Genomic DNA, 18,842 nt, shown 5'->3' on the forward strand with positions numbered 1-18,842 from the left:
GGTTGCGCCTAACGATGGAGACTGGCAGCTATAATTTGTGAGACAAAAGTCGCAGACAGGGGCTTTGCTTTGGTCTAGATTAAGATGATTAAGCATATATAAGATTTTGCAACTAATCTTCGTATCTTTGCAGAGCGGAGGCAGGATTATGCAGTTACAAGGAAGTAAAACACAGGAAAACTTACGTAAGGCTCTTGTAAGAGAACTACATGCTCGTGCTAATTATACATATTTTGCTGAGGCTGCCAGAGAAGCCGGCCTTGAGCAGATAGCCGAAATGTTTTTGACGACAGCTCAGAATGAAGCGGAACATGCCGAGCATGAGTTTAAATTCCTTGGCCGCCTCGGTGATACTGCGGCAAATTTGAAAGTGGCTACTGGTCTTGAGCATGAGGAAGCGACCAAGTTGTATCCCGAAGCGGCGAAGGTGGCAGAGGAGGAAGGTTTCAGTGAAATCGCTGATTTCTTCCGCAGGATGTGTAAGGTTGAGGCGAATCATGAAAAGAATTTTAATGAGCTGCTGGAAGCGTTGAACAAGAGCAAGGAATTTAAAGGCAGGACAGTGGGGCATTCAGCGGTTGAGATGGCGCAACTGATGTTGCCACACCAGACTAATCCTGCCGGTTTTGTTCATGGTGGCGAGTTGATGAAGCTGATGGACAACGCTGCCGGTGTAGTGGCTGCCCGCCATAGTCGGGCTAACCCGGTCACTGCAATGGTCGAAGACATCAATTTCCATAATCCGGTGCGCGTTGGAGACTTGGTGCTGGTGCATGGAAAAATCACTTTTACTAGCCGCTCATCAATGGAGGTGCGGATAGAGGTTGAGGCAGAGAATCTTCTCAGTGGCAAGCGGCTTCCAGCGCTGACTGCCTATTACGTTATGGTGGCTGTGAGCCTTGAGGGGAAACCTGTGGAGGTGCCGACTCTTATCGTCATTACCGAGGAAGAAGAGAGGTTGTTTAATGAAGGCTTAACTAAATATCAGGCGCGCAAGGCGAAATCTGGCAAGTGAAAGGAGATGTGAGGATGGGAAATGCAAAGCCTGAAAGAAGAGTTTATCTAGATTATGTCGCTACTACACCGGTATTGCCTGATGTGTTGGAGGCGATGTTGCCTTATTTTCGAGATGTCTATGGGAATCCACAATCGCTTCACTACTGGGGTGATGCAGCCAGGGAAGCGATGGAAAAAGCTCGAGAGCAGGTTGCTGTCCTTATCGGCAGCAGTCCTGAAGAGATAATCTTCACCTCTAGCGGCAGCGAAGCGAATAATGTGGCAATCAAAGGGCTGGCTCAAGGTCAGAGCGGAAAGGGAAAGCATATAATTGTTTCTGCGGTTGAGCATTTTTCGGTGCTGCACGCCGCCAGAACTTTAGAGAAGGCTGGTTTTGAGCTTACTGTGGTGCCGGTAGATAAATACGGGTTTGTTGATCCCGATGAGATAGCCAAGAATATCAGGAAGGACACGATATTGGTATCCGTTATGCATGCCAATGGAGAGGTGGGCACAATCCAGCCCATCGCTGAGATAGGTAAGATAGCCAAAGAGGCTGAAGTGCTCTTCCACACCGATGCCGTCGCCAGCGCAGGCAATATACCGGTGGATGTAGATAAACTGGGCGTGGATGCCTTAAGTCTGGCAGGGAACGAATTTTATGGCCCCAAGGGCTCAGCTGCCTTGTGGGTACGCAAGAAGGTTCGTCTTATGCCATTAATGGATGGAGGGGTGCAGGAAGGTGGACGTAGGCCAGGCACGGAAAATGTGCCAGCTATTGTCGGTATGGGCGAAGCTGCTGAGTTAGCTGTTAAAGACATGCCATCGCGGACGGGGAAGTTTTCTCAGCTCAGAGACAGGTTAATCAACGGTCTACTGAGTGCAATTGACCATACCATTCTTACCGGGCACCCGACCCAGCGCCTTCCCCACCACGCCAGCTTTTGCATTGAGTTTATTGAAGGTGAAGCCATGCTGCTAATGCTAAACAGCCAGGGAATCGCTGTCTCCAGTGGCTCAGCCTGCACCTCTCGGGCTTTGAAGGCTTCCCATGTCCTTATTGCCATGGGCATTCCACATGAAATTGCTCAGGGCTCTTTGCTTTTTAGTCTGGGGGTGGACAATAATGAGGCGGACATAGATTATGTGCTTGAGAAATTGCCACCTATCGTGGATAGGTTGAGGCAAATGTCGCCGTTGTATGCCAAATTCGTGAAAGAAAAGAGGGGGTGAAGTTTTATGCCGATGTATAGTGAAAAGGTAATGGACCATTTTATGAATCCCCGTAATGTCGGCGAGATTAAAGACGCTGATGGCATTGGTGAGGAGGGCAATCCGGTCTGTGGTGATATGATGACGTTTTATATCAAGGTTAAGGATAACCGTCTTGAAGACGTCAAATTTCAGACCTTTGGCTGTGGTGCTGCAGTCGCCGTTTCCAGCATGGTCAGTGAGATGGCAAAGGGAAAGACCCTGGAGGAGGCTGTGAAAATCACTCCAAGCCTGGTAGCTCAGGAATTGGAAGGCTTGCCTAAGAACAAATATCATTGTTCTAACTTGGGAGCTCAAGCCCTAAGAAGAGCAATTCGTGATTACGCCCAGAAGAAGGGAATCACCATCGAAGGTCTAGAAGAGAAAGGAGAAGAGCATGAAGAAGGAGAAGAAAACGACTAAAGAAGCAGGTTGTCTCTGTCCTTACTGCGAGGAGGAGCTGATTGTCGCCAGCTGTCCCTTCTGCGAGGCTTGTGGTTCAGTCCTCAGCTATTGCGTTAGATGCGAGATAACAATTCTGGATAAAAAAGCCACTAAATGCCCTAAATGCGGTGAGCCGCTGAAAAAAGGCGGGAAGAAGTGAGGTAAGTATTATCATTTGGGGGGCAATGGATGAAAGCTGATGAAACTTTAGATTGCGTCGGACTTTATTGTCCAATGCCTATCGCCCAAACTGCCAAAAAGATGAAGGAGTTAAAATCTGGGCAGGTGTTGGAAGTCCTAGCCGATGACAAGGGTATAAAAGAGGATATGCCAAACTGGTGCAAGACGACAGGCAATGAATTCCTGGGCATAGAGGAAGATAAAGGGATATACAAAGTATTTGTAAGAAAATCATGACAGTGGGGGGCATATGGAAAACGAACATGGCAAGACTTTAGAAGCAATTCAGTTTGCTATACAGATGGAAATTGATGGCAAGGGGTACTACCAGAAAGCCAGCCGGGAAAGCGGTAACAAGGTGGGCAGAGAGCTTTTTGATTGGTTGGCTGGTGAGGAAGATAAACACCGGCAGAGATTTGAAGACATATATAACGCCATAAAGAAACAAAAAGCCTGGCCTGAGGTCAACATTCAGCCTCGTAAGGGGGAGATACTTAAAACCTTATTCTCCGAGGCGATGCGGACAGTCGGCTCCAATGTGCAGGTGGCCGATGCTGAGTTTGATGCCATAGCCAAAGCTATGGAAATGGAGAACAAGACTGAGAAATTCTACAACAACCAGGGTGAGAAGAAGGCTGTCTATGATGCCGAGAGGCAACTCTATACGTCACTGGCTGCCGAAGAGAGAGGTCACTATCTGGCTCTGGTTGACTATCGGGAGTATCTTATTGACCCGGCAGGATGGTTCCGTAAAGCGGAGCACCCTACTCTGGACGGCGGCTAAGGAGAGAGTAATATGGAGTCGGATAATGTGTTGGAGATTAAACACCTGAGCGTGGCTGTGGGTGACAAAGAGATATTGCATGATATAAATTTGAACATTAAAGCTGGTGAAACGCATGTGCTTTTTGGGCCCAATGGTAGTGGGAAGACCACTCTTCTGATGGCGATAATGGGTTCTCCCAAATATCGGGTAACCAAGGGCAGCATTATCTTCGAAGGTAAGGACATAGTTGGATTGCCTGTGGATGAAAGAGCCCGTTTGGGGATTGGTATGTCACTCCAGAGACCACCGGTTGTCCGTGGTGTGAAAACTCGTGACATGGTAACTGCCTGTGCCAAAGGGCGAGTGAGCGATGAGGCCATAGGTAGTCTGGCAGAGAAAGCTAACCTGACTGAACTCATGGATAGGGAGGTGAACTACGGATTTTCCGGAGGGGAGATAAAACGTTCTGAGCTTCTGCAATTATTGGCTCAAGAACCAGACCTGGCGTTATTGGATGAGCCTGAATCCGGTGTTGACCTGGTAAACATCGCTCTTATTGGACAGCTTATAAATGAACTTCTACAGAAAGAGCATCCTATACGTGACCGGAGGCACGCTGGACTCATTATTACTCATACAGGACATATTTTGGACTATGTCAATGCCCGCAGCGGTTATGTCCTGCTTGATGGTAGGATAGTTTGCGAGGGAGACCCTCATGAGATTTTGGAGACGATAAAGCGTAAAGGTTATGAGGAGTGCAAAAGATGCGTAACATAGATGCTGCCAAAGCATCTAAAGAGACAGCCAAAGCAGCGGCGTCTAAGCCAGCGGCTTTCGGTGAGGATATAGATTTAGACAAATATGCTCATTCTGGGGATGAATTGCCCTATCATGATGACCCGTCGAAATTGCCGGCTGAAGCCAAGAAACAAATGGTACAGGTTGGTGTTACATTAGACGATGATAGCCAGCGCTCAGGAACAATCATTCAAATAGACCATTCCACAATACATCGCAGGGCAAAGCAAGATGGCATAGAGGTTATGAGCACCAATGAAGCTCTGGAGAAATACGACTGGTTGGCCGATTACTCGTGGAAAGCCGTAGCTGTAGATACCGACAAATACACTGCCAACGTGGAGCTCGGTCAGAACAATGGCTACTTCATCAGAGCTCTGTCTGGAAGCAGGGCTTCATATCCGGTTCAGGCTTGCCTTTATCTGGGAAAACGTAACCTGGCGCAAAAAGTTCACAATATCATTATTGCCGAAGAAGGTTCTGAGTTGCACATTATCACCGGCTGCACTACAGCTCCCAGAGAGGAACCGGGTATTCATATAGGCATTTCTGAATTTTACATCAAGCGGGGGGCTAAGGTTACTTTTACCATGATACATAGCTGGGTGCCGGAGATAGCTGTCCGCCCGCGCACGGGCATAATCATTGAGCAAGACGGTGTGTTCTTGAGCAATTATGTCATTATGAGGCCAGTTCACTCGCTGCAAATGTATCCTGTGGCAAGATGCGTCGGTGAGAATGCCGTTGTCAGGTTTAACAGCATATTGGTGGCGTTGCCTGGCTCTAATATGGATGTCGGCTCGCGGGTTCTGCTCAATGCTAAAGGAGCCAGGACGGAGATAATATCACGGGCTATAACTACTGGGGGGAACATTTACGCTCGGGGTTATATAGAAGGCAGTGCCCCTGATGTAAAAGGACATCTGGAATGTCGCGGCCTCATATTACGAGGCGAGGGCATGATTCATGCTATACCGGAATTGAAGGGCACGTTGGCTGGCGTAGACCTGTCCCACGAGGCGGCTGTGGGCAAGATAGCTGAAGAGGAAGTGGAGTATCTGATGATGCGGGGATTAACTCGAGACGAAGCTACCGCTGCCATAGTGCGAGGTTTTTTGAGAGTAGATATAGAAGGCCTGCCACCTGAGCTCAACCTTGAAATACAACGAGCTGTCGAAGCCAGCGAAAAAGAAGTCATGTAGTTTAGATTGCTAGAGGTGAATTATGAATCTAAAAGCGCTTTATAAGTTGGGTTATGGTCTGTATGTGGTGTGTTCCAAAGAAGATGGCAAGCTTAACGGTCAGATTGCCAATACGGTCTTTCAGGTTTGCTCTGAGCCGCCTATTATCGCTGTGGCTCTCAATAAGCAAAACCTAACTAACGAGTTTGTTTCTGCGAGTAAGGCGTTTACGGTTTCAATCCTTTCCCAGGACACACCTTTAAGTTTCATCGGTGGCTTCGGCTTTAAGTCGGGCAGGGAGGTAGATAAACTCAAAGGCATTAATTATAAGCTGGGTGAAACCGGGGCGCCGATAGTGCTCGACAATACTCTGGCTTATCTTGAAGCTAAGGTGATTAATCAGGTAGAAGTCGGCACTCATACCATCTTCATAGGAGAGATTGTGGCAGCGGATGTAGTAAAAGAAGGTGAGCCGATGACTTATGCTTATTATCATGATGTCAAGAGAGGCTCCACACCTAAGACGGCCCCGAGTTACATTGAAGAGAAAAAGGAGGCAGCACCGAAAATGGCGAAATACAAATGCGCGGTTTGCGGTTATATCTATGACCCTGAGCTAGGCGACCCCGATGGTGGAATAAAACCTGGCACGCCTTTTGAAAGGCTACCTGATGACTGGGTGTGTCCTGTTTGCGGTGCTAGCAAATACCAGTTTGAGAAGGTTGAGTAACGCAAGATTATGGCAAAAACCGTAAGGAGGAGCTAGGGCTATGGCGGAAGGCAGAAAGGAAATCCTGAAGGGGTTGCTCAAGAAGCTGCATGAAGGTGCTGACCCTGAGCAGATGAAAGAAGAGTTCAAGAAAACACTGGGAGATGTCCCACCGACTGAAATAGCAGCAGTGGAGGAAGAGCTTATAAAAGAGGGCATGCCTAGGGAAGAAATACAGAAATTCTGCGATGTTCACCTGGCTGTTCTCAAAGAATCGCTGGAAAAGAAAGAAACTCTAGCACCTGCAGGACATCCCATCCATATTCTCATGGAGGAGCATAAATTGCTCTTGCAGTTTGCTGATGAGCTTAAGAATATTGCCAAGGGGATAAAGGGAGCAAAAGGTTTTGCTTCAATTGGTGAAAGCATGAAACAGCTATACCATATAGTTGAGCATCTTAAGGACTCTGAAAGCCACTATGTGCGAGAGGAGAACGTACTTTTTCCCTCACTTGAGAAGCATGGGATTAAAGAACCGCCGGCGGTTATGTGGATGGAACATGACAAGATAAGAGAGATAAAGAAGAATGTTTACCGCATAGTTGATGGTCATAAAAGTATGGCTTTTCAAGACTTTGCCAAGCAACTGGATGAAGCAGCACTGGCTTTGACTGAGATGCTATCGAGTCACTTTTACAAAGAGAACAACATTCTGTTCCCAACTGCTTTACAGGTTATAGGTGAAAACGAGTGGCCTGATATAAGACATCAATTCGATGAGCTCGGTTATTGCTGCTTTACTCCCGAGCCGGCAAGGATAGCTATTGGGGAGGTGGAGAGGCCAGCCTTTAAACCAGAGATGGAAGGCATGGTTTCTTTCGAAACCGGGGCTTTATCGGGGGAGGAACTCGAAGCGCTCCTTGACACCTTGCCGGTGGATGTGACTTTTGTGGGCAAAGATGACACAGTCCGATACTTCAGCCAGTCCAAGGACAGAATCTTCCCCAGAGCTAAAGCAATTATCGGACGGAAAGTTCAACAATGCCATCCTGAAAAGAGTGTACATGTTGTCAATCAGATATTGGAAGATTTTAGAAGCGGCAAGAGAGATACAGCCCAGTTTTGGATTAATCTGAAGGGTAGACTGATTTATATTCGGTACTTTGCTGTTCGTAAAGACGTTGAATACCTGGGATGTCTGGAAGTTACTCAGGATATCACGGATGTGAAGATGATTGAGGGAGAAAAGAGACTGCTGGAGTATTGAAGGAGAAGTAAAGTGAAACCAAGAGAGATAAGGCCTGGGATTCACCGTGTAGGGGCGATTGACTGGGACAGACGGCTGTTTGATTCGCTTATACCGCTTCCCGACGGTACCAGCTATAACTCGTATCTGATTAAGGGGAGCGAAAAAGTTGCTCTTATAGACACGGCAGACCCGACTATGGAGCAGGTGCTGGTAAATCACCTGGACGAGCTTAAAGTCAAAAACATAGATTATGTGATTGCCAATCACGCCGAGCAGGACCACTCAGGTAGCATATCTTATGTCCTTGAGAAATATCCTAAGGCAAAGGTCATATGCACCCCTAAATGTAAGGGGATGCTGATAGACTTGCTTTTGGTTCCGGAAGACAGGTTCATAACCGTCGAGGACAAAGAAACTATTTCGCTGGGAGACAGGACACTTGAGTTCATTCATACTCCATGGGTTCACTGGCCTGAGACCATGGTGACCTACTTGAGAGAAGAAAAGTTTCTGTTTTCTTGTGATTTCTTCGGCTCTCATCTGGCTACGACTGACACGTATGTTACTGACGAAGGGCAGGTATACGAGGCGGCCAAGAGGTATTATGCCGAGATTATGATGCCCTTCCGAACGATTATCCAGAAGAACCTGGAGAAAATAAAAGATTACAAGATTGAACTTGTCGCTCCCAGCCATGGGCCTATGTACGATAAACCTGAGTTTATCACCGAAGCTTATCATAGCTGGGTCTTTGGTGAGCCTAAGAACATCGTAGTCTTGCCCTATGTATCTATGCATGGCAGCACCCGCAAGATGGTGGCTTATTTTGTTGAAGCTCTGGCTCAGAGGGGTGTGACGGTGAAACAGTTCGACCTCACTGTCACCGATATCGGAAAGCTGGCAATGGCTTTGGTGGATGCAGCGACCGTTGTTATCGGTACACCCACTGTCTTGGCTGGCCCACATCCCAATGCTGTCTATGCTGCTTTTCTGGCAAACGCCCTGAGACCGAATTTGAAATTCGCCTCTATTATCGGTTCCTATGGTTGGGGAGGCAGGACTGTTGAACAACTGATAGCATTGATGCCAAGCCTGAAGGTGGAAATATTAGAACCTATTTTGGCTAAGGGCTACCCGAGAGAAGCAGATTTCAAGGCTTTAGAGAGTCTAGCTGATGCCATCGCCCAAAAGCACAAAGAGCATGGCTTCGTCTAACAATAGTCAAATTCTCGTATCGGGTTTAAAGGTGACAGCAAAATGAAGAGTCTAAGGCAAAAAGTTATCTATATTACAGTGGTTATTACTGTACTGACAGCGGTTATGGGTCTATCATGTTCGAAACCCGAGTCTGAAGTCTCCGTGCAAATTGCACCGCCTGCACTTGAGGAAACGCCTGTACCAGAGCCTGTGTCTAGCCCTACGCTTTTAGAATGGGTGCCTCGTATATCAATTGAGGAATTATTGGGGAAAATGGAGAGCAATGCCAACATCGTTATTGTGGATACTCGATATGAAGACCAATACAATGTGGATCATATCAAAGGGGCGGTATCCGCTCCGCTTGCCACAATAATAGCAGGGCAATGGGTGCCTCCATCTGACAAGGAGATTATCCTCTATTGCAGTTGACCAAGTGAGAAAACGAGTGCCAGTTCGGCGCTGGAGTTGATCAAGAAGGGCTTCTCTGATGTGAAGGTCTTAAAAGGAGGGTATGAAGCTTGGAAGGCAGCGGGCTATCCAATAGAATCCACCGGGAATTGAACGGAGGTTAGAGATGAAGGGAAATTTCAAGGCAAAACTGAAAGTGAACAACATCACTATCGAGATGAACCAGTTCGTTGAGGAGTTTTTAGCTCGAACTATGGTTGGCGCCATTGCTTCGCTGAAAGGCGCAGAAGACATAAAGAGCTTGAAAATCAATCAGAAGAAGGGCAATGTCGAGATCACCGTCAATGGTAAAGATGTTCCTCTCACACCTTTTCCCAACGACATTATTTCCAATACCCTGGTAGGTATGGTCTCCTCGCTGAGAGGGATTGATGATATAGACAGCATAGACATCAGCGTTGAAGGGGGGTGAGTTGTGTTAGCTGGCAAGATTATATAGTTTGCGTGCCAAATGAAAAAGAGAGGAGGTTTGTCATGACAGGCTTATTGGCGATTTGTGTATTCGTTATTGTTTTTGGCTTAAACCTTAAGGTTATATCGAAGACACTGGATATAACTGCTGCAAGCACAAAGGAAGTAAAAACTCAACTAACGAAGATGGGTTTAAAAATTGTCTACGCTAGCATTCCGATAATTATTGTAGGCGGGGTACTTTTTGCAGGCATAGCAGGGTGGGGATTTCAGCCGCGCCACGAGGACGGAACTGCTATAGCATCAATGGGGCTTACTGTGCTAGCTCTCGGTTTCACTACGATAATTAGAGCACGTGGACGTCCAAAAGAAGTATTGAAAGGCGCGCGAATTGTGATATGGGTTGGGGTCGGGTTTTTCCTGTTTTTTGTCATTGCTTATTTGGCTTATTTGATTTACGTCTGGGTCACGAGCGCATAAAAATATGGAACGTATCGAAAAACAACTTGAAGCAAAGGTTACGAAACTGGCTGAACTGGTGGACTATCAGGATGGCTCTATAGTTAGCCGGGAAATCATAGGCAAGAAGACCGGGACAGTAACTTTATTTGCCTTTGACCAGGGGCAGAGACTTAGTGAGCACACGGCACCTTTTGATGCTTTAGTTTATGTACTTGAGGGCGAAGCGGAAATCGTCATCTCTGGAAAACCTCTTCGTGTGAAACAAGGCGAGATGGTTATAATGCCTGCTAATCAGCCACATGCCCTTAAGGCGATTAAGGGATTTAAGATGATACTGACGATGATAAAGGCTTAGTTCAGGAAGGTAATTTACCGTGGCTGTAAAATCCAAGTCAAGCAACCCTCAGAAGGCGCGCATACATGTAACTGGTATGACCTGCACGACATGTGCGGCTACTATTGAGAAAGGTCTTGCCCAGACTCCGGGTGTGGAAAAGGCCGATGTTAGCTTTGCCTCGGAGAAGGCATCCATAGAGTATGACCCTTCGAAGGTTAATCTGGCCACGGTCGCAAAAACCATCTCGGAATTGGGTTACAAGGTAGCCACCAAGAAGTCCATATTTCCTGTGAGTGGTATGACCTGTGCCTCTTGTGTCGCCCGTGTGGAAGCAGCTCTCTCCAGTGTGCTCGGGGTTATTTCAGCCAATGTTAACCTGGCTTCGGAGAAAGCCACAGTCGAATATGTCGATGGCACTGATGTGGCTGTGATGCGACGGGCAGTTGAGGAGGCCGGTTACGGATTGGGGTCAGAAGCGGCAACGCTGGAAGATGTCACCACAGCCGCTCAGCGAGAGACGAGAGGTCTAAGAAACAGGCTTATCTTCGCTTTAGCTTTTGCTGTGGTGATAATGGCGCTGAGCATGGGGCCTGATTTCCCCGGGAAACCCTATCTGCTCTGGGCTTTAGCTACTCCGGTACAGTTCTGGACAGGGTGGCGATTCTACAAGGGAATGTGGGGAGCGCTGAAGCATAAGACCGCCGATATGAATACCCTTATTGCTGTGGGTACTTCGGCGGCTTATTTCTATAGTATGGTGGCAGTATTGGCTCCCTCTCTGTTTGCTGCTGCAGATATAGAGCTTGGCCTTTATTTTGATACATCCTCCATGATTATAGCCCTGATTCTCCTGGGCCGATTTTTGGAAGCTAGGGCTAGAGGACAGACCTCGGAGGCGATAAAAAAGCTTGTTGGCCTCAAGCCAAAGACAGCCACCGTGATACGTGATGGCAAAGAAATTGAGATTTCTGTGGAAGAGGTTCAGGTCGGTGACCTTATACTGGTGCGGCCGGGTGAGCGGATACCTGTAGATGGTATCGTCCGTCAGGGTTATTCCAGCATTGATGAGTCTATGATAACCGGAGAGAGCATCCCCGTAGACAAAAAAGTTGGTGACACGGTCATCGGCGGTACTATTAACAGGATGGGCAGCTTGCAATTCGAGGCAACCAGGGTGGGCAAGGATACCACTCTAGCCCGTATTGTAAGGCTGGTAGAGGAAGCACAGGGAAGCAAAGCACCTATACAGCGCCTGGCTGATGTCATTGCCAGCTACTTCGTGCCGGCAGTGATAGGCATTGCCATCGTAACTTTTATTGTCTGGTTTTTCTTGGGGCCACCGCCAGCACTGACTTATGCCCTGCTTAACTTTGTGGCCGTATTGATTATCGCCTGCCCCTGTGCTTTAGGCCTGGCTACTCCGACAGCTATCATTGTCGGCTCCGGCAAAGGGGCCGAGAACGGCGTCCTCATCAGGAGTGGAGAGGCACTGGAAAGGGCACACAAGATAAATTCTGTGCTGCTGGATAAAACAGGAACATTGACGCGGGGCGAACCCAGGGTAACTGACATAGTTGCCGTACCATCCATTTCGGAAGAGGAGGTTCTGCGGTTAGCAGCCTCGGTTGAACATGATTCAGAGCATCCGCTGGCGGAGGCCGTAGTCAAAGCGTCTTATGAAAAAACCCTGAAGCTACTTAAGGTCTCAGATTTTAGGGCTATGCCGGGACATGGCGTGGAAGCCGTGGCAGGGGGTAAGAAGCTTTTGCTGGGCAACCTCGCTTTGATGAAGAAAAAAAAGTTTTCTCTGAATGGCATGCAGAAAGAAGCCGAACGCCTGCTAAGTCAGGGTAAGACCGTGTTGTTCCTCGGTGTGAACAGCCGGGTAGCGGGCATTATTGGCCTGGCAGATACTCTTAAACCGAATGCCAAGGAAGCAGTGGAGGCATTGCGTAGATTAAACGCTGAGGTGGTGATGATTACCGGCGATAACCGTCGCACGGCTGAGAAAATTGCTCATGAGGCGGGGATTGACCGCGTTCTGGCTGAGGTTTTGCCGGAGAATAAAGCTCAGGAAGTCAAAAGATTGCAGGAGGAGGGCAAGGTGGTGGCGATGGTGGGGGATGGTATTAACGATGCTCCGGCACTGGCACAGGCGGATGTGGGCATTGCCATAGGCACCGGCACAGATGTTGCCATGGAAACCGGCGATATAACGCTGATCAGTGGTGATTTAGATGGCATTGTAACTGCCATATCTTTGAGCAAGCGCACCATGAGCACTATCAAGCAGAACCTGTTCTGGGCTTTTGCTTACAATACAGCACTTATACCGGTGGCAGCAGGTCTGTTGTACCTTGTTTTTGGGCATACTGCTGTCCCATCAGGACTCCACTTCGTTTTCGGTAATTACGGTTTCCTGAACCCGATGCTGGCGGCTCTGGCAATGGCCGCCAGTTCTATCACTGTAGTGTCCAACTCGCTGAGATTAAGAACATTCAGGCCGGCTAAGTTTGAAAAACCAATGGAAGGAGGTGAGCATATGGCGGTAGACCCAGTGTGCAAAATGCAGGTGAACGAGAAAAAAGCTGCAGCTACTTCCGAGTACAAAGGAAAGAAATACTATTTCTGCGCAGTGGGTTGTAAGAAGGCTTTCGACCAAAACCCTGGGAAATATCTCACCGAGAAAAGCAAATGAGGGCTAAAGCGTTTCTTCAGGTAGTCGTGGGCTGCAATTAAATCTACCTATTTGCGACAAATGAAATAAATTTACGGAGGGACAGATGAAAAAGGAAGAAATCATTGCTTTACTTAATGAAGACCTCGAGGGCGAGCATGGCGCTATTATCCAGTATCTGACCCATGCCTATGCCATGGGTGAAGGTGAGATGGCTTGTGAGATTGAAGCCATTGCCCGAGAGGAGATGCGCCATCTTGATTGGCTAGCTGATGCTATAGTGGGGTTAGGTGGTAAGCCCAGCATGAAAAGGGGCAAGATGCGCATGGAAGGCAAGTCGGTCAGTGATTGGATGAAGAGAAATGTGCTGCTGGAAAAGGATGCCATAACTATGTATAAGGAGCACATTAAGGCTATCGGTGACCGCAAGACAAAACGGTTGCTGAAACGCGTATTATCGGATGAGGAGTCCCATCATGGTGACTTCGCCCATTTCGTAGACAAAGCAAAGAAGGAAGGTGCTAAAGACCTGCGGGGTGACCGCAAGGATAAGGTGGCTAAGATTCTTAACTGGGGTATTGAACATGAATATACAGTAGTTCTGCAATATTTACTGCACTCATATTTGGCAAAGAATGAGGAAATGAAGCTGGAGATGCAGGACCAGGCGATAAATGAGATGCAGCATATGGGCTGGCTGGCTGAGGAGATGGTCAGCGGCAAGGGTAATCCTAAACTGGAGCATACCAAGATTGATAAATCGACCAAGATGGGTGACATGCTCCGCGCTGATATTAAGATTGAGAAAGAAGTAGCTGCAGAATATGACCGAGCTGCCAAAGAAGTAACCGTGCCTGACCTGAAAAAGCTGCTTAAGCGAATAAGGGACCACGAATTGTATCATATAGAGGTATTCGACGACCTACTGAAGGAAGTAGAGAAATAAAAAGAATAGATTGCAGCGATAAATCGCCGTAATCGAATTTAATCGTTGAAATCACATAATTATATATTGAAAGGAAGGAATGAAATGGCAAAAGTTAAGGCAGTTGGGGAAATCTTCAGGTGTGAGATTTGTGGGAATGTGGTTGAGGTGAAGAAGGTTGGCGGTGGTGAGCTGGTTTGTTGTGGTAAACCAATGATATTAGCCAAATAAATAAAGATGGAAATGAAAAAGGAGGGGGAAAATGGCTTACGAAGCGAAAGATTATAGCAAGTTGATTGGCATGGAGGGTTTTAGCGAGACGTTGCTAAAGAATCACTTTACCCTTTATCAGGGCTATGTAACAAATACCAACAAGCTGATGGATATGCTGGCTTCTATGCTGAAGGAGGGCAAGGTTGGCACGCCGGAATATGCTGAACTGAAACGGCGGATGGGCTGGGAATTCAACGGTATGCGGTTGCATGAGTATTACTTCGAAAATCTCGGCGGCAAGGCAGCGATAGATAAGTCGGGAAAGCTGGTAAAGAAACTAGCGGAGAACTTTGGTAGCTATGAGGACTGGGAGAAGGATTTCAAGGGCACAGGTACCATGCGCGGCATCGGCTGGGTCATTTTATATGAGGACAATGTAAGCGGAAAGCTCTTCAACCAATGGATAAATGAGCATGATGTTGGCCATCCTGCTGGTTGTGTGCCAATTTTAGTAATGGATGTCTTCGAACATGCCTTCATCACTGATTACGGGCTGAAGCGGGCTGATTACATCGAGGCCTTCTTTAAAAACATAAACTGGTCTGTTGCCGAAAGCCGGCTGAAGTAAGGTTTGTCCAGTCGAGGAAGGTGCAATATGGTGAAGTTTGTCGAGGTGGTTAAAAAGCATGACCTTACGAATGGGACGATGAAAGAGGTCAAAATTGAAGGTCATGATATTCTCTTGGCTAAGGTTGCCGATAAATACTATGCTATTGATAACCGCTGTCCTCATTTCGGTGGTAATTTATCCAGAGGTCGTCTTGAAGGGACTGTGGTCACCTGTCCACTGCATGGCTCACAGTTTGACTTAAGTGACGGCCATGTAGTCCGCTGGCTGAAGGGCTCCGGTGTTTTCTCTGCTATAGGAAAGACTCTCAAGTCGCCGCGATCTACTATTGCGTATAAGATTAAGGTCGAAGGCGATAAAGTGTTGGTTGAGGTTTAGTTTTTGGGTAGTTGATAAGCAAAGGTCGCCGCTGGCTTCTCTAATATTTGATTGTAGGGGGTAGCCGATGTCATTAAAGGGAAAGCGTATTGCCATACTGGCAGAGCAGGATTTTGAGGATTCCGAACTCGTCGAGCCTTTGAAGGCAGTGAAGGAAGCTGGTGCCCAGGTGTTTGTAGTGGGCAGCGGCTCCCAGACGAGCTATAGGGGCAAGAGAGGCAAGGCGACTATAAATGTCGACATCGATGCCGATAAAGTTAGAGCTGATGATTTTGATGCTATCATCATCCCCGGTGGTTATGCCCCTGACAAGATGCGACTGCACCAGCCTATGATTGATTTGGTAAGGAAGGCACACGATTTAGGCAGGGTGATAGCGGCCATTTGTCATGGCCCACAACTGCTCATCTCAGCGGATATAGTGAGGGGGCGCCGTCTCACTTCGTGGCCTTCGGTGACAATAGACCTTAAGAATGCCAGCGCCATCTGGGTAGATGAGCCCATGGTTAAAGACGGCAATATCATTACTTCTCGCAAACCATCTGACTTGCCGCTATTTAATCGCGCAATCATCCAGGCTCTTGGAGGATAAGCTATTTCACTAGAAGCTGATATCTTAAAGACATACCGAAATGTGGCTATCGTTGGGGCATCGTCCAATCCGGAGCGGCCCAGCTATAGGGTAGTTCGTTATCTCATGAAACATGGTTATCATGTAATTCCAGTTAACCCTAGTGTACAAGAGATATTGGGCAAGACTAGCTATCCCGACCTCAGCTCAATACCTGAAAAAGTGGAGGTGGTGGATATATTCCGAAGGTCGGACGAAGTGATGCCGATTGTTGACGAAGCGATAAAAATTGGGGCTAAGGTGGTGTGGATGCAAGAAGGGGTTATCAATGAGGAAGCCGCAGCTAAAGTTAGAGATGCCGGGCTCTTGGTGGTCATGGACAAATGTATGCGTAAGCAACACATGCAACTTGTTCGAGGTGAACGTAGAAAAAAGGCAAGGGGTGAATAGAATGATTTTTAAACAGAGCTCTTGGATGAGATTCAGACGCCGTTTCGCCGTACTGGTTGCATTCTCTGTGTTGTTCGTCATCTTGGGTGCAGCTTGTTCACCACTACAGGTACCCCCAGAGCCATCGCCAGCTCCTCCGTCGGCATCCTTGCCGCAAACGCCATCTACTCCCTCAGCACCGCAGCCAGCCGAATGGTCAGCTGACGGTGTGATTACCGCCGGGGAATATGCTGGGGTGCAGACATTTGGCGATTATGAAATACAATGGACTAGCGACGGAAATTATATATACATTGGCATGAAAGCTAAGACGAGCGGCTGGTTAGCCGTGGGCATACAACCGGGGACAAGGATGAAGGATGCTGATATGGTGCTGGGTTTTGTCAAGGATGACAAAGCCACCATTTATGACTTCTTCTGTACTGGAGACTATGGTCCGCATTCTCCAGATACTGAACTTGGCGGCGCCAATGACATCCTCGAATTCGGCGGCAAAGAAGCAGGTGGCTATACCACCATTGAATTCAAGCGCTTGCTGGATACCGGCGATAAATATGACATTTCAATCTTCAAAGGTGCTAACAAAATCATTTGGTCCTATGGTTTGGATGACCAGTCGACGCAAAAGCACGTTAGTCGCGGATACGGGGAGATAGAACTGTAGTCCGCACAAGCGATCTTGGAGGTATGTATAATGGAAATCTTTCAATCAATAATAGTTGCCAGGCTGATATTCATCTTAGGCATTGTCAATCTGCTAGCGGGTATGCTGATATTCTTTTCTTGTCGGTGCATTCCCAACGGCAGTTTGTTGAGCAAGCTCACTAAGTATCCCGCTTATCAACGTTTCTTTCGGTATCATTGTTATATCTGGTGGATATTCTGGCCATCGGTGATTGTTCACGCTCTGTTAGCAATCGCCTTTTTTGGCATACCGGTTTAAGCATTCTAGAAACAGGATGGCTATCAAAGGGTAGAAAGGTGTAATGAAGATTAAAATAGTCTTCTACAGCATGTACGGGCATATCTACAGAATGGCGGAAGCTGTAGCTGAAGGTGCCCGTGAAGTGGAAGGAGCCGAGGTAGAACTGCTTCAAGTTCCTGAATTGATTCCTGACGAGGTTTTGGAGAAATCAGGGGCTAAAAAGGCGCGTGAAGCATTTGTTCACATCCCGATAGCCAAACCAAGTGATTTAGCTGATGCCGATGCCATAATCTTCGGTACCCCAACACGCTTCGGCAATATGTGTGCCCAGATGCGTAATTTTCTGGACCAGGCAGGAGGGTTATGGGCAAAGAATGCTCTTGTGGGCAAAGTGGGCAGTGTCTTTACCTCCAGCGGCACCCAACATGGCGGACAGGAGACAACCATCATTAGCTTCCACATTACGTTGCTTCATCTTGGGATGGTGATTGTGGGGCTGCCTTACTCAGAGACCCGCCAGACTACAACAGATGAGATAACCGGGGGCAGTCCCTATGGAGCGACGACAATAACAGGGCCAGATGGCAGTCGTATGCCCAGTGACAACGAGCTGGCCATGGCACGGTTTCAGGGCAGGCATGTAGCTAACATAGCTAGGAAACTCGCAGGCAGATAGAAATGAAAAGAGCAGTCAGCAGTGTAATTGTTTTGGTTGTGTTTCTTTTATTGATTTTAGCAGCTGGTTTTGCCTGTGCCGTAGGTAAACCTGTGGGTGAAGCAGGCAAACTGCAGCCTGTGGAGATAAGAGAGTATCAAGGCGAAAAGCTTTCCTCAATAAATGAATTTAGAGAGAATTCCATAAAAGGCCCGCAGAATGTGAATTTGGAAAGCTACAGGCTCAAAATAACCGGAATGGTAACAAATCCTAAGACTTACGCTTACGACGAAGTCATTAACAACTATCAGAATTACGAGAAAATTGTAACGCTTGATTGTGTTGAGGGGTGGAGTGTAGACATCCTTTGGAGAGGTTTGCTGGTGAGAGATTTGCTTGCAGAAGCAAAGGTTTTGCCAGATGCGGAGGTGGTTATATTTCATGCCTATGATGGGTACACAACCTCCTTACCCGTCAATTACATAATCAATAATGACATACTAGTCGCCTACAGTATGAACGGCGTTACTCTTCCCACAGAAAGAGGTTTTCCTTTTCAGCTTGTGGCTGAAAGCAAATGGGGATATAAGTGGATAAAATGGATAACGGAAATCGAGCTATCTGACGACGTCGATTATAGAGGCTATTGGGAGAGTAGAGGCTATTCTAACAGTGCCGACCTTGACGACGGCTTCTTTGAAAGATGAGAAACGTATTTAAGCAAAACCTGGCCAAACGAGTGGTGCACTGGTTGTTGCTGGTTGTGATAATGCTCTATATCATAACGGGCTTGGGTATCACGGAATACCGGGTTGTTGAGTTTTTGACATTCGGGTTGCTAGCCAAACCGTTGGCTTTCAAGATTCATGACAGTCTGATAATTCCATTTATAGTCCTGTTAGGCTTACATATCTATCAGCAAACCAGGAAGGCATCTCGACCGTGATTTCTTTCTTCCCTCAAAG

27 protein-coding genes and 1 pseudogene are annotated in these 18,842 nt (G+C 47.4%); all 28 read left to right on the top strand.

The genetic code is table 11. The features are described 5' to 3' along the window. Positions 1-148 precede the first annotated feature (148 nt). The 28 genes and pseudogenes from FJ023_01575 (at position 149) to FJ023_01710 (ending at position 18,823) form a co-directional block, all read left to right on the top strand. Positions 149-1,015, top strand: a complete 867-nt coding sequence (locus FJ023_01575; GenBank protein ID MBM4446027.1) for a hypothetical protein — start codon at positions 149-151, stop codon at positions 1,013-1,015. Between the two features lie 14 nt (positions 1,016-1,029). Further along, positions 1,030-2,229 carry a cysteine desulfurase gene (locus FJ023_01580; GenBank protein MBM4446028.1) on the top strand — a complete coding sequence of 400 codons (1,200 nt, stop codon included), beginning with the start codon at positions 1,030-1,032 and terminating at the stop codon, positions 2,227-2,229. A 12-nt stretch (positions 2,230-2,241) separates the two neighbouring features. Beyond that, on the top strand, positions 2,242-2,670 hold the full coding sequence (nifU, locus tag FJ023_01585) for a Fe-S cluster assembly scaffold protein NifU (GenBank protein ID MBM4446029.1): 429 nt from the start codon (positions 2,242-2,244) through the stop codon (positions 2,668-2,670). Next, positions 2,645-2,851 (top strand): hypothetical protein, encoded by a 207-nt coding sequence (locus FJ023_01590; protein ID MBM4446030.1) that lies wholly within the window; start codon positions 2,645-2,647, stop codon positions 2,849-2,851. The genes nifU and FJ023_01590 overlap by 26 nt, the downstream gene beginning before the upstream one ends. A gap of 29 nt (positions 2,852-2,880) precedes the next feature. Further along, complete coding sequence (locus FJ023_01595; GenBank protein ID MBM4446031.1) at positions 2,881-3,108, top strand: sulfurtransferase TusA family protein; 228 nt, start codon at positions 2,881-2,883, stop codon at positions 3,106-3,108. Positions 3,109-3,121: 13 nt separating this feature from the next. Then, complete coding sequence (locus tag FJ023_01600; GenBank protein MBM4446032.1) at positions 3,122-3,655, top strand: hypothetical protein; 534 nt, start codon at positions 3,122-3,124, stop codon at positions 3,653-3,655. Positions 3,656-3,667: 12 nt separating this feature from the next. Further along, positions 3,668-4,417, top strand: a complete 750-nt coding sequence (locus tag FJ023_01605) for an ABC transporter ATP-binding protein (GenBank protein ID MBM4446033.1) — start codon at positions 3,668-3,670, stop codon at positions 4,415-4,417. Continuing rightward, positions 4,405-5,640, top strand: a complete 1,236-nt coding sequence (locus tag FJ023_01610) for a SufD family Fe-S cluster assembly protein (protein MBM4446034.1) — start codon at positions 4,405-4,407, stop codon at positions 5,638-5,640. Before FJ023_01605 ends, FJ023_01610 begins: the two co-directional genes overlap by 13 nt. Before the next feature lie 22 nt (positions 5,641-5,662). After that, positions 5,663-6,349: a High molecular weight rubredoxin gene (locus FJ023_01615; GenBank protein MBM4446035.1), complete on the top strand. Its 687-nt coding sequence runs from the start codon at positions 5,663-5,665 to the stop codon at positions 6,347-6,349. Positions 6,350-6,389: 40 nt separating this feature from the next. Next, positions 6,390-7,595 carry a DUF438 domain-containing protein gene (locus tag FJ023_01620; protein ID MBM4446036.1) on the top strand — a complete coding sequence of 402 codons (1,206 nt, stop codon included), beginning with the start codon at positions 6,390-6,392 and terminating at the stop codon, positions 7,593-7,595. Between the two features lie 12 nt (positions 7,596-7,607). Further along, positions 7,608-8,792, top strand: coding sequence for an FprA family A-type flavoprotein (locus tag FJ023_01625; GenBank protein ID MBM4446037.1), 1,185 nt, complete (start codon positions 7,608-7,610; stop codon positions 8,790-8,792). Between the two features lie 42 nt (positions 8,793-8,834). Further along, positions 8,835-9,206 carry a rhodanese-like domain-containing protein gene (locus FJ023_01630; GenBank protein MBM4446038.1) on the top strand — a complete coding sequence of 124 codons (372 nt, stop codon included), beginning with the start codon at positions 8,835-8,837 and terminating at the stop codon, positions 9,204-9,206. A gap of 30 nt (positions 9,207-9,236) precedes the next feature. Beyond that, positions 9,237-9,338 carry a rhodanese-like domain-containing protein gene (locus FJ023_01635; GenBank protein ID MBM4446039.1) on the top strand — a complete coding sequence of 34 codons (102 nt, stop codon included), beginning with the start codon at positions 9,237-9,239 and terminating at the stop codon, positions 9,336-9,338. Positions 9,339-9,351: 13 nt separating this feature from the next. Then, complete coding sequence (locus tag FJ023_01640; protein MBM4446040.1) at positions 9,352-9,657, top strand: hypothetical protein; 306 nt, start codon at positions 9,352-9,354, stop codon at positions 9,655-9,657. Between the two features lie 62 nt (positions 9,658-9,719). After that, positions 9,720-10,136: a hypothetical protein gene (locus FJ023_01645; GenBank protein ID MBM4446041.1), complete on the top strand. Its 417-nt coding sequence runs from the start codon at positions 9,720-9,722 to the stop codon at positions 10,134-10,136. Positions 10,137-10,140: 4 nt separating this feature from the next. Then, positions 10,141-10,473: a cupin domain-containing protein gene (locus FJ023_01650; protein ID MBM4446042.1), complete on the top strand. Its 333-nt coding sequence runs from the start codon at positions 10,141-10,143 to the stop codon at positions 10,471-10,473. A 76-nt stretch (positions 10,474-10,549) separates the two neighbouring features. Beyond that, positions 10,550-12,976: pseudogene (locus FJ023_01655) on the top strand (copper-translocating P-type ATPase). Between the two features lie 262 nt (positions 12,977-13,238). Then, entirely contained in the window at positions 13,239-14,078 is an 840-nt protein-coding gene (locus FJ023_01660) for a ferritin-like domain-containing protein (GenBank protein MBM4446043.1), read from the top strand. Positions 14,079-14,162: 84 nt separating this feature from the next. Further along, on the top strand, positions 14,163-14,288 hold the full coding sequence (locus FJ023_01665; protein MBM4446044.1) for a desulfoferrodoxin FeS4 iron-binding domain-containing protein: 126 nt from the start codon (positions 14,163-14,165) through the stop codon (positions 14,286-14,288). A 31-nt stretch (positions 14,289-14,319) separates the two neighbouring features. Beyond that, complete coding sequence (locus FJ023_01670; protein MBM4446045.1) at positions 14,320-14,898, top strand: superoxide dismutase; 579 nt, start codon at positions 14,320-14,322, stop codon at positions 14,896-14,898. Positions 14,899-14,928: 30 nt separating this feature from the next. Further along, a complete protein-coding gene (locus FJ023_01675; protein MBM4446046.1) occupies positions 14,929-15,276 on the top strand; it encodes a Rieske 2Fe-2S domain-containing protein in 348 nt (115 codons plus the stop codon). A 67-nt stretch (positions 15,277-15,343) separates the two neighbouring features. Then, entirely contained in the window at positions 15,344-15,868 is a 525-nt protein-coding gene (locus FJ023_01680) for a type 1 glutamine amidotransferase (protein MBM4446047.1), read from the top strand. Positions 15,869-15,871: 3 nt separating this feature from the next. Continuing rightward, entirely contained in the window at positions 15,872-16,297 is a 426-nt protein-coding gene (locus FJ023_01685; GenBank protein MBM4446048.1) for a CoA-binding protein, read from the top strand. Then, positions 16,176-16,961 carry a DOMON domain-containing protein gene (locus FJ023_01690; protein MBM4446049.1) on the top strand — a complete coding sequence of 262 codons (786 nt, stop codon included), beginning with the start codon at positions 16,176-16,178 and terminating at the stop codon, positions 16,959-16,961. The genes FJ023_01685 and FJ023_01690 overlap by 122 nt, the downstream gene beginning before the upstream one ends. A gap of 30 nt (positions 16,962-16,991) precedes the next feature. Next, positions 16,992-17,240 (top strand): hypothetical protein, encoded by a 249-nt coding sequence (locus FJ023_01695; protein MBM4446050.1) that lies wholly within the window; start codon positions 16,992-16,994, stop codon positions 17,238-17,240. A 43-nt stretch (positions 17,241-17,283) separates the two neighbouring features. Further along, positions 17,284-17,898 (top strand): NAD(P)H:quinone oxidoreductase, encoded by a 615-nt coding sequence (wrbA, locus tag FJ023_01700; protein ID MBM4446051.1) that lies wholly within the window; start codon positions 17,284-17,286, stop codon positions 17,896-17,898. A 2-nt stretch (positions 17,899-17,900) separates the two neighbouring features. Beyond that, entirely contained in the window at positions 17,901-18,584 is a 684-nt protein-coding gene (locus tag FJ023_01705; protein MBM4446052.1) for an oxidoreductase, read from the top strand. After that, positions 18,581-18,823, top strand: coding sequence for a hypothetical protein (locus FJ023_01710; GenBank protein ID MBM4446053.1), 243 nt, complete (start codon positions 18,581-18,583; stop codon positions 18,821-18,823). Before FJ023_01705 ends, FJ023_01710 begins: the two co-directional genes overlap by 4 nt. Positions 18,824-18,842: the final 19 nt, after the last annotated feature.

Source organism: Chloroflexota bacterium (assembly GCA_016875875.1).
In the GTDB taxonomy this organism is placed as follows: Bacteria; Chloroflexota; Dehalococcoidia; order GIF9; family UBA5629; genus 9FT-COMBO-48-23.